General features: G+C 47.3%; 13 protein-coding genes. 1 reads left to right on the forward strand and 12 read right to left on the reverse strand.

The annotated features are described in order from the left end of the window. Nucleotides 1–173 precede the first annotated feature (173 nt). The 12 genes from GCU48_RS26550 to GCU48_RS26605 all read right to left on the reverse strand — a co-directional run bounded on the left by GCU48_RS26550 (nt 174) and on the right by GCU48_RS26605 (nt 13,493). Nucleotides 174–2,462 (reverse strand): thiamine pyrophosphate-dependent enzyme, encoded by a 2,289-nt coding sequence (locus GCU48_RS26550; protein WP_152382043.1) that lies wholly within the window; start codon nt 2,460–2,462, stop codon nt 174–176. Beyond that, nucleotides 2,462–3,475 carry a 2-oxoacid:acceptor oxidoreductase family protein gene (locus GCU48_RS26555; RefSeq protein ID WP_025721044.1) on the reverse strand — a complete coding sequence of 338 codons (1,014 nt, stop codon included), beginning with the start codon at nt 3,473–3,475 and terminating at the stop codon, nt 2,462–2,464. Before GCU48_RS26555 ends, GCU48_RS26550 begins: the two co-directional genes overlap by 1 nt. Before the next feature lie 245 nt (nt 3,476–3,720). Beyond that, on the reverse strand, nt 3,721–4,155 hold the full coding sequence (locus GCU48_RS26560) for a peptidylprolyl isomerase (protein WP_007430881.1): 435 nt from the start codon (nt 4,153–4,155) through the stop codon (nt 3,721–3,723). Between the two features lie 162 nt (nt 4,156–4,317). Further along, entirely contained in the window at nt 4,318–5,685 is a 1,368-nt protein-coding gene (gene lysA, locus GCU48_RS26565) for a diaminopimelate decarboxylase (protein WP_152382044.1), read from the reverse strand. A 110-nt stretch (nt 5,686–5,795) separates the two neighbouring features. Continuing rightward, nucleotides 5,796–7,499 (reverse strand): spore germination protein, encoded by a 1,704-nt coding sequence (locus tag GCU48_RS26570; RefSeq protein WP_152382045.1) that lies wholly within the window; start codon nt 7,497–7,499, stop codon nt 5,796–5,798. A gap of 26 nt (nt 7,500–7,525) precedes the next feature. Continuing rightward, on the reverse strand, nt 7,526–7,948 hold the full coding sequence (locus GCU48_RS26575) for a stage V sporulation protein AB (RefSeq protein WP_152382046.1): 423 nt from the start codon (nt 7,946–7,948) through the stop codon (nt 7,526–7,528). Further along, entirely contained in the window at nt 7,945–8,598 is a 654-nt protein-coding gene (locus tag GCU48_RS26580) for a stage V sporulation protein AA (RefSeq protein ID WP_152382047.1), read from the reverse strand. The genes GCU48_RS26575 and GCU48_RS26580 overlap by 4 nt, the downstream gene beginning before the upstream one ends. A 174-nt stretch (nt 8,599–8,772) precedes the next feature. Then, on the reverse strand, nt 8,773–9,528 hold the full coding sequence (gene sigF / locus GCU48_RS26585; RefSeq protein WP_025721051.1) for an RNA polymerase sporulation sigma factor SigF: 756 nt from the start codon (nt 9,526–9,528) through the stop codon (nt 8,773–8,775). An 11-nt stretch (nt 9,529–9,539) separates the two neighbouring features. Then, nucleotides 9,540–9,995, reverse strand: coding sequence for an anti-sigma F factor (spoIIAB, locus tag GCU48_RS26590; protein WP_013310781.1), 456 nt, complete (start codon nt 9,993–9,995; stop codon nt 9,540–9,542). Beyond that, on the reverse strand, nt 9,992–10,345 hold the full coding sequence (gene spoIIAA / locus GCU48_RS26595; protein WP_049825277.1) for an anti-sigma F factor antagonist: 354 nt from the start codon (nt 10,343–10,345) through the stop codon (nt 9,992–9,994). Before spoIIAA ends, spoIIAB begins: the two co-directional genes overlap by 4 nt. A gap of 96 nt (nt 10,346–10,441) precedes the next feature. Then, the gene (locus GCU48_RS26600; protein WP_152382048.1) at nt 10,442–11,635 is read right to left on the reverse strand and encodes a D-alanyl-D-alanine carboxypeptidase family protein; all 1,194 of its coding nucleotides are present in this window, start codon (nt 11,633–11,635) and stop codon (nt 10,442–10,444) included. 214 nt (nt 11,636–11,849) lie between these two features. Continuing rightward, a complete protein-coding gene (locus tag GCU48_RS26605; protein WP_152382049.1) occupies nt 11,850–13,493 on the reverse strand; it encodes a glycosyl hydrolase family 28-related protein in 1,644 nt (547 codons plus the stop codon). Between the two features lie 165 nt (nt 13,494–13,658). Between GCU48_RS26605 and GCU48_RS26610 the strand changes: the two genes are divergently transcribed. Further along, on the forward strand, nt 13,659–14,870 hold the full coding sequence (locus GCU48_RS26610) for an O-antigen ligase family protein (protein WP_152382050.1): 1,212 nt from the start codon (nt 13,659–13,661) through the stop codon (nt 14,868–14,870). The last annotated feature ends 95 nt before the right edge of the window (nt 14,871–14,965 follow it).

The raw sequence follows: 14,965 nt of genomic DNA on the forward strand, positions 1-14,965 counted from the left end.
CATTTCCGATATAGGCCTCCACTCCTATATCGGAAATCATTACCTGATTTTTTATGCTTCATCCCATAAACGACAAAAAAGATTCTTCACGCAACAAGCGCAAAGAATCTTTTTGGAATCGGTATCTATACATCTTCTAACAATGTTTAAAATGGATTATGCAATGAAGCGGATTAAAGCTCCGAAATTTCATGTTTCTTTTTCAAAATGGTCCAGCGGCGTTCAATTTCTGCTTCAAAGGCAACCAACGTAGCTTCCTCTTTAAGTAAATGCTTTGTTTTCCCCATTAATTTCAGCCACTCTGCAGCTGGAATCCGTTTTCCCTTGTCTTCCGGATTGTACGTAATCGTCGTACTGCCCTGCTCAATTTCGTACAATGGGAAGAAGCACGACTCGACAGCGGCCCCCACAATGCTGGTGCCCAGCCGATCTTCCGATTTCCAGTTCAGCGGGCAGGCACACAGGATTTTTCCATAGGCCGTTCCCACATTATTTGCATACCATTGCGCCTTGGCCGCTTTGCGCAACATATCCTGCGGATGGCTTTCAGCCGCTGTGAAGGCATACGGGATATTGCAGGCGGCCATGATTTGCACAGTGTCCTTGTGATGCCCTTGCTTGCCTTTTTGCATCTTCCCTACACCCGACGTACTGGTCATATGACCGACCGGAGTCGAATACGATTGCTGCGAACCTGTGTTCATGTATCCCTCGTTATCATATTCCAGCATGATCAGCTTATGATTGCGCAGAGCCGCACCAATCGCGGAGCCCATGCCAATATCCATCCCGCCATCGCCACTGATCATAATAAAGGTCGGATCATCGGACATCTCAATCTCATTGCGACGCTTCATCTCCAAGTAAGCTTCCAGTGCTCCCGAAAGTGTAGCTGCTCCATTTTGAAACAGGTTGTGGATCATCGGTTGCTTGTGTGATGTATAAGGATAACCTGTTGTGACCACATAGACGCAGCCTGTCTGGAACAATACAACAATATCGCCCTCAATCCCTTTGAAAAACAGCTCGAGCGCAGATAATGCTCCGCAGCCCGGACAAGCCCCGTGACCCGGTGTAAGACGACGCGGTTTGGTCGTCAGCGAACGCAACGGTGGTACCTTGACCTTGAGCTTGCCAGTCGCCTCGTCCGGCGTGACCTGAATCAGTCCCGTGTGGTACGCATCACCCCGTGGCGGCTGCATGACCTGCGGCATCACCTTATCCGGTGAACCCGGATGAATGCCGTAATAATCAAATGGCTTCTCCGCACGACCGGCCTCTGCCGCCTCGATCGCCAGCTGGAAGAACGCCTCTGCGTCTTCCGCATAAAAATCCTTGCCGCCCAAGCCAAAAATGCGGCACAATACAGTCGTCTGGTTCAGCGGGTCCTCCTGCAAAGCCGCCTTGATTTCGTGCGTTAAATTACCGCCATCGGCGCCATACGAATCCGCACGCTCGCCCACCACCAGCGCCTTGACGTGGCGCAGTGCCTCACGCAGCTGCGCGGCCGGGAATGGCCGGATGATATTCGGACGAACGACTCCGGCCTTAATGCCGCGCGCACGGAGCTGATCCGCCACGTCCTTGGCCGATTCAGCCGCCGAATTCAGCAAGAACACCGCAACCTCGGCATCTTCCATATGATAAAGATCCAAAATCGGATATTCCCGACCGGATAATGAGGCATATTCAGCCGCAACCTGCTCATATACTCCTTCAGACCGTCTTAATGCCTCAGACAGCTGGGCGTGATTGTTCGTCAGATCATCGCCATTCATATGGGCACCTACCGTGACCGGATGATCAAAATCCAAAATATTCGCATAATTCAGGTTGGGATTCGGCCCCACAAAATCCCGAACCGTCTCCGCGTCGGCAAAATATTGCACTCTGCGCTTCTGATGTGACGTATAAAAACCGTCATAAGCAACCATCACAGGCAAACGAACATCGCTGTGCTCCGCAATTTTCAAGGCCATGATATTCATATCATATACAGCCTGCGGCGTGCTTGCCGTCAAAATCACCCAGCCCGTATTCAGACCGTAATACAGATCCGAATGATCCCCCCGGATATCCAGCGGGCCGCTGACTGCGCGTGTCACCAGATTCATCACCATAGGGAAACGGGTACCGGACTGAACAGGCAGCTGCTCCAGCATGTACAGAAAGCCCTGTGAACTGGTGGCGTTGACCACTCTTGCACCCGCTGCTGCGGCACCATAGCATATCCCCGCCGATCCGTGTTCTCCATCCGCTGCGACCAGCTTGATGTTATGCTGACCTCTCGTTCTCATCTGATCCAGATACTGCGCCACCTCAGTCGACGGAGTGATCGGAAAATATCCCATCATATGATAATTGATTTGCGCAGCCGCTGTAGCTGCCATTTCATTACCGGATTCGAACGTGGTCACTTGTGCGGCGCCTGTTTGTTTAAGCTCCTCCTCCAGTTTCGCCATTACATACGACCTCCTTCATATACCGGAAATTGGTGGGCAACTCGATGCTGTTCCGCCCATCCCCATTGCTCGCGCCGCGAGCTTAACGCTCCCGAAGGGCAAATATCTACGCATTTCAGACAACCTTTACAGTACTGGTAATCAATCCCTTGCAAAAATGGCATCATTCTTCCGCGTTTATCTGCTTGCTCTTCCCACACAAAACAGTAATCCGGGCAAATCGAATCACATTTGGCACATTGAGTACATTTATCAGCTTCATACTCAGGCACATAACCTTGACGCGAGCCACTAACATCCCTCGTCATACTGTTCCCCTGTGTGGCAATAACGCCCCCCAATGCTTGTGTTTCATAACCCAGCAAAGGCTGTGGTCGTTCAAAAATCCGATCCTGCGCGTCACTGGTAACTGGATATACGTGTAGCTCCATTTCGTCAAAACCACGGTTGAATGTACGCAGATTAGGCTCCACCAGCTGTGGATTTTTCTTTTCAAATGTACTGCGAATAACCGATCTCATCGCTTCCGGGTCCAAAAAATCACATACACGGAACAAGGCGCCGAGCATGGACGTATTCAGTTTGGTTCGCTCCTCCAGTGCGATGCCCATCGCATCCACTACCGCCAGTGTACCGGATACCAGTCCCAAATCTGCCCGTATTTCCTCTGCCGGTCGGGTAGAATTGACTACAACAATCCCATCAGCTGGAAGTCCGCTGATCACTTTTACTGTTTTGTATAACGTTTCATGGAAAATGCCTACCACATGTGGTTGTTCGATCGGACTGTGGTCACGGATGTCAACCTCTGGATCACAGAAGCGGACAAAGCTTTTAACAGGAGTTCCTTTCTTTTCTGAACCGTAGGACGAGAAATTTGAAGCATTCAGCCCCAAACCAAGCACCCCGGTTTCGGCTAGCATTTTGCCAGCCAGATTAGCACCGAGTCCACCAATGGATTCCAGCCGGATTTCAAAAAATCCGAGTCGATTTGTACGCGTTAAAATGGACAATGTGATAAGCCCCCTTCTTTTGCACCTTGACTGAGCTTAAATACTCATAAAAAATTAAAAAAATGCATTCTCATGAGAAGGCTATCATAACGCTTACTTTTCGAATGTGATCTTACTCACTTTAATTACTGCGTTATTGTGAAAAACAGCAAACCGTCAAACAAAAGACAACAAAAAGCCGCCCTGTCGAAAGACAGAACGGCCTAAATGTAGCTATACAAGGAAATCAAGTAGTTAACGGCATTTTATGCGTCAAATACTTTAACCTCTTTCATTTTGTCGCCTTGTTTTACAGCATCAATAAATTCCATACCTTTGGTCACTTTGCCAAATACAGTATGTACTCCATCCAAATGCGGCTGTGGAGCGTAGCAGATGAAGAATTGGCTGCCACCTGTGTTGCGGCCTGCATGAGCCATGGACAAAACGCCTTTGGCATGCTTTGTGGTATTCGTAGCAGTTTCACAGTCAATGGTGTATCCAGGGCCGCCTGTGCCATTGCCGATTGGGCAACCGCCTTGAGCAACAAAGCCCGGAATGACACGGTGGAAGCTCAGACCGTTGTAGAAGCCGCTGTTAGCCAGCTTTTCAAAGTTAGCAACCGTATTGGGAGCTTCTTCCGGGAAAAAATCAATTTCGACGATACCGCCGTTTTCAAGATCTATTCTACCTTTTTTCATTGTTTGTATCTCCTTTTCAACCTGTTTTGAAAGCTAAATAACATCAAGTTCCAGTTTACTATGAATTGCTCAGCTTAGCAAAGCCTTGTCCCAAAAAAAAGACCACTGTACCGGTATAATAATCCCCGGCTCAATGGTCTGCTTGCTCACACATATCAAAAATCAGGACGAAACGGTAATTTTGGCGCCCGGATGAACCGCTGGACTGGCTAGTTCACGAACCAAGCGCTGCGGTACAACATCGTTGCGTACGATATCCTCGTAGGTTTCCCGACGCACCACCAGTTCGGCTTCGCCATTGTTGACGAATACCACCGCCGGGCGGCGTATCCGGTTATAATTACTTGCCATGGAGTAATTGTAGGCTCCGGTTGAGGCAACAGCGAGCAAATCCCCACTAATCGGGCGAGGCAGCTCCACATCCCAAATCAGCATATCGCCGCTTTCACAGCATTTGCCTGCAATGGACACGGTCTCTTCATTTGCATCCTGTGCCCGATTCGCCAGCATCGCTTCATACTTGGCCTGATATAACGCCGGACGCGGATTATCCGTCATACCGCCGTCTACCGAGACATATTTCCGTACCTGCGGAATATCCTTGATGCTTCCTACCGTGTATAAGGTTGTGCCCGAATCGCCTACAATACTGCGTCCCGGTTCAATCCAAATTTCTGGAAGCTCATCATAAAGCCCGGAAAAATGGGTTTTAACCGCTTCGCCGATAGCCTGTACATAGGTGGAAATTTTCAACGGTGTGTCCTCATCTGTGTAACGAATGCCAAATCCTCCACCCAGATTAATAACCTTGAAAGAAAACTGAAGCTGTTCCTTGATTTCTCTGGAAAAAACGGCAACCCGTTCGGCAGCCATTTGGAAGCCGTTCACTTCAAAAATTTGCGAGCCGATATGGGAATGTATCCCCAACAGGTTCAGATGATTCAACCCGATAGCCTTCTCCACCGCTTGGTGCGCTGTACCGTTCGCAATGTCAAAACCAAATTTTGAATCCTCCTGGCCTGTGGCCATATATTCATGCGTGTGCGCCTCTACCCCCGGGGTAACCCGCAATAAAATATTGACCTGCTGTTTCCGCCCGGAGGCAAGGGCCTGCAGCAAATGAAGCTCCATCTCGCTGTCGACCACGAAGCAGCCAATTTGCGCATCCAGCGCCATTTCAATTTCTTCCGGTGTTTTGTTGTTGCCGTGAAAATGGATTCGCTCCGCCGGAAATCCTGCTTGAAGCGCAGTGAACAGCTCTCCACTGGAAACAACATCGAGCGACATCCCTTCTTCTGCTGCCAAAGCGCACATCGCCATGACACAAAATGCTTTGCTTGCATAAGCAACTTGAAACTTCAACCCGGTTTCATGAAAAGCTTCTATAAACTCCCGGCAGCGCCGGCGTACTAACTGTTCATCTACAATATATAGCGGTGTTCCAAAACGCTCTTTCAAAAACGTTGTATCACATCCGCCAATTTCCAAATGTCCATTGCTGTTAATTTTACTGCTTCCATGCAAATACATGTTCTGGCGCCTCTCTTTCTGGAACAAGCTATTCATATTCCATCGAATGTTTACACCAGTATAGCAAAAAAAACATTAAGAACAATGGATTTTTATGCAGATCATTTAGATTAATGTTCCTGTCCATTGCCTGAGTCCGAATCTGTATTGGCATTCGTATGGGGCATACGCGTATTGTCCCTTGTTTTATTAAATGACGGGCGGTTAGGCGCATCTAGTACAGGCACGCGGAACAAAATGGAGGCTAATGCCTTGGCATTAAAAGGGATGAACGGCCACAAGTACGAAGAATTGTAAGACCGATGCAGCGTCAGCATCAATATGATCAGCGTCGTGCCTACAACAAAGCCTGGAACATGGAAAATAGCTACAGCGATCAGTAGAAATAGCCGAATCAGTCTATTGGCCAGTCCCAGCTCATAGCTCGGTGTTGCGAACATTCCGATAGCAGCTACAGCCATGTACAGCACAACCTCATTCACAAACAGCCCTGACTTAACCGCAATATCACCGACCAAAACGGCTGCGATTAAGCCCATTGCGGAAGCTAGCGGTGTGGGTGTATGGACAGCAGCCATACGCATAAGATCGACCCCTAGCTCCACGATGATAAACTGGGCGATCAGCGGAAGGTGAGCTTGCTTTTGAGGACCGATAAAATCGAGAAATGTCGGTTTTAGTTCAGGATTGATAACCATAAGCAGCCACATCGGAAGCAAAAACATCGAGGCGAAAATCCCAATAAAGCGTACCCAGCGCAAATAGCTTCCCATAAATGCTGTCTGGCGATTTTCTTCCGCATGCTGACACAAGTCAAAAAAAGTGGTTGGCAAGATCATTACACTGGGTGAGGTATCTACGAAAATAACGAGTCTTCCTTCCATAATATGCGAAGCCACGACATCTGGTCGCTCCGAATATCGTACCAATGGATATGGATTCCATCCTTTATTGATAATCGTCTCCTCTAATTGCTTATCTGCCAGTGGAATTCCGTCCAGATTGACGTTTTTAATTTTATCGCGTACGGTATCCACCATCACCTTATCCACGATATCATCAATGTAGCCAAGGCATACATCCGTCCGGGTTCGGCGTCCGACCTGCATAGCCTCAAATTTAAGTCCGGGGTCCCGCAAACGACGGCGTACCAGGCTTACATTCGTAAGCATTGTTTCGGTAAACCCGTCCCGGGCGCCGCGTACGACCCGTTCCAAGGAGGGCTCCTCCGGACTACGTACGGGGTAATTACGGGTATCCAGTATGATCGAAAAACGCTCGCCTTCCATAAAAAAGGCGCTATAGCCGGCTAGTACCTTGTTGATCACAACCGACATTTTGTCCGTCTTTTCCACTTGAATATGTGGGATATAATATTCAAAGTATGCCTGCAGCCCATCTGAAGTCAGATCATCCGGCGTCAGATAGGTGAGCCGCTTTAGCACCTCAAGCATGATCTGATCCTTGGCAAAGGTATTCAGGAACAGATACCCGATATGACGGCCACCCGTTGTCATTTCCCTGAATACAACATCAAAGGTCTCTCCCAGACCCAATACCATTTTGAGTGTTTCACGATTTTCCTTCATCTTTGGCGAAATATTATCCTCAATCTGCCAATAACGAATGGATTCCTCTACATTATCAGAATGCTCACTTTCTTTTTTATGCTTAAGATGTTTCGCTTTCTGCTCTTTCTTTTGCTTCCTAGAGCCTAACTTCTCCTGGTCCGTCTCCTGTTCCCTTCCAATCTCCCCGTCTACTTGATTGTGTTCTTGACGCTCCTGATGTTCTTGATCTGCTCTTTGATCCATAGCATTTGCCCCCTCTGCTTTCGTTGTCATCGGTTGTATACAAACCAGTCAAATAAGGAACCCGTTACTTTACCAAGGACCATCGCCATCAGCAGGCCAAACATATACACGGACATATGGAGCCTCTTCGCAAGTATGGGCAGAAGATTCAATACCTCTGTTAAAGCTGCAGCGAGCAAACCAATAAACAATCCGCAAAATAACCCGGGTATCCATGTAATTATTTTAGGTAATGGCAAGTAAATATCCCAAAAATCAGCCACCGTTCCTACCACGGAGCCTAAGACCATCGCCTTTTCGTATGCACGTGATTTTTTATACGTGCGGGTGAGCTGTGCCAATCGTGGCATGATGTCCAGCACAATAAAAAACGCGATTACGCCACTACCTACTGCCAGACCTCCAGCCATGCCCAAAATAATCTGCAGCGTGCCCTGTGCAAATGTCATGGCTGCTTATCCTTTGTATGCAGGCGGGCCATTTTTTCATACTCCTCCGCCACAACGTACTGATCCACATTTTCCTGATACAGATACATTTCTACCTCCAGCGGTGTCGGCTCCTCATTCCATTTTTTTTGGAACAAATGATTGAAGAATATGATCATTCCAAAACCGATACCGATCGAGTAGGCAACTTGAAACAGGTACGGATGCTCATCCTTATGTCCCGTAATCATTTCTACAATCCGAATCTGTACCTCCATCATGCTGACGTCAGCGTGAAAATTCATAATCGTTAATGCAGAGCCAAAAAAAAGAAGCACCCATACCAAAACAAACAGTATTTTAGATGGCTTGCGGGGCTTCTCCACGAGTTCCACAAGCACATGCGGCTTGCCAAGGGATTCAACTACGACACCCGGAATATGTTCTCTGATTTTGGAAATAATTTGCAGCATATCTACCAGTATCAAATTGCCGTCCTGCATCTGCGGTCGCTTGAGAACAAGCTCAAGCAGCTCGGTTTCCCATTCGGGGTCGGCCAGCAGGTGGGCTACATCTCCCAAATGCAAGTCCTGTCCTTGTATCATGCGTACACGGCTGCGGAGCCGCAAGTAAACTATAGGAGCCACTGTAGGAGCCGGATTATGAGTCATCCGATCCCCTCCTTATCCTCGTAATTACCGATTATTATGGAACGAAGCAAGGAAACCTATTCTTCGCTCATCCTTTTTCCCACACAAAAAAGAGTACCCTACGCCATTAGAATGGCTTTGGAATACTCTTTAGACTCACGTAAGCAAAAGAATTTTACAAAATCCTGACTGCTATTATTGGGCAATCTGATCGCGAATCAGCTGCAAAATCTTTTTTTCCAGCCGAGATACCTGGACCTGGGAAATACCAAGTCGACTTGCAACCTCCGACTGGGTCTGATCGCGGTAATAACGCAGGTAGACAATTAACCGTTCCCGCTCGGAAAGTCCGCCGATGGCCTCATTTAGTGCCAGCTTGTCGAACCATCGTTCCTGTGATTCGTCAGCAATCTGGTCCATGAGCGTGATAGGGTCACCGTCATTTTCGAACACCGTTTCGTGAATGGAGGTAGGCGGTTTATTCGCCTCCTGCGCAAAAACAACATCCTCTGGCGTAACTCCCAGCTCATCGGCAACTTCCTTGACCGTAGGCAGGCGGTTGAGCCGTTTGGAAAGCTCGTCCTTCATTTTGCGAACCTTATTGGCTGTCTCCTTCAGGGAACGGCTAACCTTGAGTGTCCCATCATCACGAAGAAACCGTTGAATCTCGCCAATAATCATGGGTACCGCATAGGTTGAAAATTTGACTTCATAGCTGAGATCAAATTTATCCACCGATTTTAACAAACCGATGCAACCAATTTGAAAAAGATCGTCAGGTTCATATCCCCGGTTCATAAAGCGCTGCACGACAGACCAAACGAGCCGGATATTACTATTGACCAGCGTCTCACGGGCATCATTGTCACCAGATTGACTTAACGCAATGAGCCGCTTGACTTCCGCATCCTCCAAATAGCTGTGTGAAGTTTTTTTTCCTCCTGCTTCCATAGGATCAACCCCTAATTGTATAAAGCTTTCTTGGATTCAATCCTTTTCTTCATCCGGACCGACGTGCCTCCGCCCGGCTCACTGACTGCCTCAAACTCATCCATGAAGTTTTCCATAATGGTAAATCCCATACCCGAGCGTTCCAGCTCAGGCTTGGATGTATACAAAGGCTGCTTGGCCAGCTCCAGATCCTCGATTCCCCGTCCTGCATCTTCAACGACCAGCGTAATCACGTCCGCTTCAATACCGACTTTAATCGTTACGACACCTGACGGATCACTGTCATACCCGTGAATAATACTGTTTGTCACCGCTTCAGACACCACGGTTTTCAAGTCACTCAACTCATCCATTGTAGGGTCAAGCCTGGAAATAAAAGCTGCAACAGCCACGCGGGCAAAAGCTTCATTCTCGGATTTGGCGGCAAACTGCAAGCTCATGAAATTGTTTCCCGTGCCTTCTCTCATGATACGACCTCCAGTTCCGCGAGCGCATTTCCCTCGTTGTCATAGATAGGCATAATCTTAAACAACCCCGACATCTCCAGCAAACGATATACTGGCGGATTGACATCACAAACTGCCATTTTCCCGCCCTTTTGCTTGATCAGCTTGTACCGCCCCAGAATAACGCCAAGTCCGGAGCTGTCCATAAACTGAAGATTCTTCAGGCTGATTACGATATGCTCGCATTGCCGACGCTGAATCGCCTCATCCATTTGCATGCGGACCATGTCCGACGTATGGTGATCAAGCTCACCGGACAGTCTTACAATAAGTACCCCCCGATGTTGCTCCATTTCAATTTGCAGGTTCATGCTTACTCACTCTCCTCCCCGTCTTGGACAAGGATTTCTACGCAGTTGCAGACGATTCCTGCCCTCCGACAAAACTAGAAGAAAACCCCGTAAAATCTACAAAGAAAATAGGTTCGACATGGTACGCTTTAGCAATTTCCACCATCCGGCCTTCTCGATAGCTACAGGCGAAGTGATGTTGAACTCCTTTAGCCGCTGACCATCCTGATAGACGACCAGCTTGCCAACCGGATCACCTGCACGGACCGGAGCTTTAAGGCTTGGGGCCAGTTGCAGTTCATGACGCAATGTTTGTTGAGTTCCGCCTTTTTTCACCAGCACACTGTAGGAGCGATCTGCCTGAATTTTTAATTCCGGCAATACACCTTTTTCAACTTTTACACTTCCCAGCAGGTCACCCGGCTTGTATATAGATTTCATTGTATATTGAGAAAAGGCGTAGTCGAACATTGATGATACTTCATTGTTGCGTGTCTTGGTATTCGGTTCACCTAGCACAACCGCTACGACGCGCAAGCCATCACGTTTTGCAGTAGCGGAAAGACAAAACTTCGCTTCTGACGTATAGCCTGTTTTCAGCCCATCTGCTCCGGTATAGAAGCGCACAAGCTTATTGGTATTCACCAGCCAAAAGGGCTTGACCGAGGATTTGCGCAAATAGTCCTGATATGCTCCTGTATACTTCGTAATTTGCGGATATTTCAACAGCTCCCGGCTCATAACCGCAATATCATGCGCTGAAGAATAGTGATTTTTCACTGGTAAACCGTTGCAATTGGCAAAATGAGTATCCTTGAGTCCTAGCTGCTGTACCTTGGCATTCATCATCTCGACAAAAGCCTGCTCAGACCCTGCAATTTTCTCAGCCATAGCCACGGAAGCATCGTTCCCGGAGGCCATCGCAATTCCCTTCAACATCTCGTCGACCGTCATTTCTTCTCCCGGCTCCAGAAAAATTTGCGAGCCGCCCATTGAAGATGCATATTCACTGGCCCGCACTTTATCGGTTAGCTTGAGCTTGCCGTTATCAATAGCTTCCATCGTTAGCAACATCGTCATAATTTTGGTGATGCTTGCTGGAGGAAGCTTTTCACGACTGTTTTTTTCATAAATAACTGTGCCGGTATCTGCATCCATCAAGATCGCCGAGTGAGCCTCAGGAGCCAGTTCCGCCGCTGAGCCCTCTTTGGGTTTGCTTTCAGGTTTGCTTTCTTCGGCCCAACCGCCGACGGGGACAGCAGTCCAGGCCACGAGACAAGCCAGAATAAACGCCACCACTTTTTTCTTCACAATCGGTTCCCTCCTCAACATATTGGCGGAAAGCACCGGAGCCCGTATACTTATCCCTCCGGCCTATTCGCGTGCTGCTAACCATTGTCGTCAGAATGGATGAAAAATATTCCATATGGCAAAAAACATCAAATAGCACCAAGCTGAGTCAGCATGGCGCTAAATTTCCTAATTTTACATATACAGAACATCTATGATCTGGTAGAATCTTCGTTTAAATTCGGCTAACGGTGAGATACGTAATCCCTCCCCCTGGCAAAATATCTGTTTTATTCTGACTGAACACCCGTATATCAATAAAAGAATTTGCCTCCAGCTTCATTTCCATAGCCCCGCTCAAAGCGCTATAGTTCATTCCACCCATAATCCTGTCATCAAGATAGGCATAAGCAGAGCCTCCTGTAACCTGTTCATCATTCAAGTGAAGTGCGAGCCGTGTGCGATTTCCATCCACCTGGGGATCGGTCGAAATGTACACTTGTATTCTGTATTTCCCAGCCCGTTTGGCCCGCCAACGACTACTTGCTGCATCGAATTCGGTTAGATCATCATCGTTGATTTGATTGAAGTTTACCTTCTGCCAGCTACCTGCAGGGAGAGATTGCCTTGCTCCCAGATAGGCTTTGACGAAGGTTTCATACAAATGCTCAATTCCATTATCCGAATATTTCTCCACCAGCAGCAAAGCCTGCCCTGTCCCGTTGTTCTCATCATAACGATTATTGCTGTAGCTAAAATCCAAATGCGAACGAAGTGTCACCTGCTGTGTGGATGAGCTGCCGGAAAACGAAATAAGCTGCTTTAGATTACGGGGATAACCACCCACCTCGTCCACCAAAACTTTTTTGCCAATGATCACATCCACAAAATAGTTACACACAGATTGGATATCATCGTATTTGTCAGCTATCGCCAAAATAGAGTCGCGCAGGGCAACGTTTTTCGTTTCCTTGGTTGCACCAACCTGAATAAAAGAAGGCACGGTCACCTTATGCTCTCTGCTCAATCCCTCAAACCAGCAGCCTATAAATTCAGCATTCATAAAATCATTAATTAGAATAGGGATATCCGTTGAGCTTCCGTCCATGATATGCTGGCTAGCCATAAATCTGGCACCGTTGGAGCTATTAAGATCCAGCGCCGTATCGTTTCCCAATGTAAAAAGCGCAATGCTTGTAAACTGTGAGCTTCTATTCTGCAGGTGAATCCCTGTCTTATTGTAATTAATCTCCGTGCAATTAAATAAATTCACATCGCTTTCATAACCCCAAAAAGCCGTTTCAAAATGCTCAATCAACACGTTATCCAGAATAACTCCGCCGCCCCTCCAATCCTGAATGCCTACAGTACCTTTGCCATAATATCCGCGCTTCACCGACTGTGAAAACGGATTATTTAATGCGCCTCTAGCGGTACCTTCATAGCGGATCGACAGGTCATGAAACTGTACATTTTGAAAACCGCTAAATGAAGGCAGACTCTCGTCTCCAATCTGAAAACAAGGGCCCGTACCATAAAATTCAATGGACGTAACTCCCTTGCCTTGTCGGTATCTGCCCTTATGGATGCCAAAAATGCGAACGCCCTGCTTGCGAATGTTAAGAGTTGAGGTTATTTTGTACCGTCCACTGGGAATGTGAAGAATGGAATAATCGGGGATCTTATTAATCAATTCCTGCAAGGCAGCCGTGTCATCCTGAACACCGTCACCAACGGCTCCAAACCAGCTTGCGTTTACACTGCGTTGGAGGAATTCTTTTTCAATGGTTTTAAAATTGTCGTTCAATTGCTGTGGTGTCAACTCTTTGCCTGTACCACTCAAATTCAGCTTCAAACGGTCTGTAAAAAGATCCGCCACCCAAACACCCCCATTTTACAAAAAACATATTATTGGCATGGACTGAGTATATGCACAAGAGAGCTTGCTCTAGGCTTGAAAAAATGAAAAACAAATATTTTATTATTGTACAAGAAGATACAATTTGTATAATATAGATACATAACGTATCTAGGCGGTGAAAACGTGAAACACATACTCACAGTGGCCGGTTTAATGGCTTTTTCAATTCCTTTCGCCTGTCAGGGCCTATCCCCCAGAGTCATCACGATTTCCCTGCTTATTCTGTTATTCAGCTACATTATGCTGCTGCCTTCGCTTAAAACGGTGATCGCAACTTTAGTCGACAATCCGTTACTGGCTTTGCTCATTATGTACATAGCCGCATCTTGCTTGTGGGCTGAGCAGGAGCAGACCTCGTCCATGCTGATGGTACTTAAGTTCCTTGCCGTCTCTACCTTCGGTCTTTATTTCGTGACTCACTACACAGCACAGGACTGTATTCGCCTACTCGTTGTTACGTTAAGTATTTTGAGTGTACTTAACCTATTGGCTGTTGTACTCGTACCCTCCTTTGCCATCCATGGAGGTGTAGAACATACTGGGCTGTGGAAGGGAATCTCCGGTCACAAAAACACTCTCGGGACCCTCTCTCTATTAAGTTTTGTTTCACATGTTATTTACTTCTTCAGAGGGAGACGCAAAACATTGCATATTGGCTTTATTTTACTCAATGCCCTATTGCTCATTAAATGCCAATCTACCACCTCGTTGGTGCTGACATCCTCGCTGTTCGCATTCATTCTGTTTATTTTGCTATTTAAAAGAATTGGAAGCGTTGCGTTACGTGGTTTTTTCATCAGCACTTCCTGTCTAATTGCACTGTTGGGCTTGGTAGTTGCCATTACTTATGGGGATGCGATTGCATCGGAGTTTGGCAAAACAACAACCTTGACCGGAAGGACTGAAATCTGGGAGGGGATTACTGGTGCTATTCAGAGCCATTACTGGTTTGGTCATGGTTACGGCTCGTACTGGGCAGCCCGGCCCATTATCTATGCGGGCGGAACCCGATTTGACCTGACAAGCAGCCATAGCGGCTTCCGGGATTTGTGGATCGACGTGGGCCTCACAGGACTCCTCGCCACGATCACACTCGTTATAACCACCTTACTTAAATTCAGAATTGGCAAAGCTGATATGTATACATGGCTGACAGCAGTGGTCTTTTTCCTATTCATCGTATTAAACAATATAACGGACAGTCGTTTTCTGAACTCACTATCCATCTACTGGATTATTTTTATGGTGATTGTCATCAAGGTACAGGAGCGGCATAGACTGGCTGTAGCTGATAAAACAAATTTGACAGCATTGAGCACATCTCCGCTTCATTAGAAGATATCCCCCGCACTCAGACCATTTGACGCAAAAAAGAACCCCATATCCTAGGCCAACAGCGGGCGCTCGGATATGGGGTTCTTTGCTTACAT

It is taken from the genome of Paenibacillus brasilensis (assembly GCF_009363115.1).
Taxonomy (GTDB): domain Bacteria; phylum Bacillota; class Bacilli; order Paenibacillales; family Paenibacillaceae; genus Paenibacillus; species Paenibacillus brasilensis.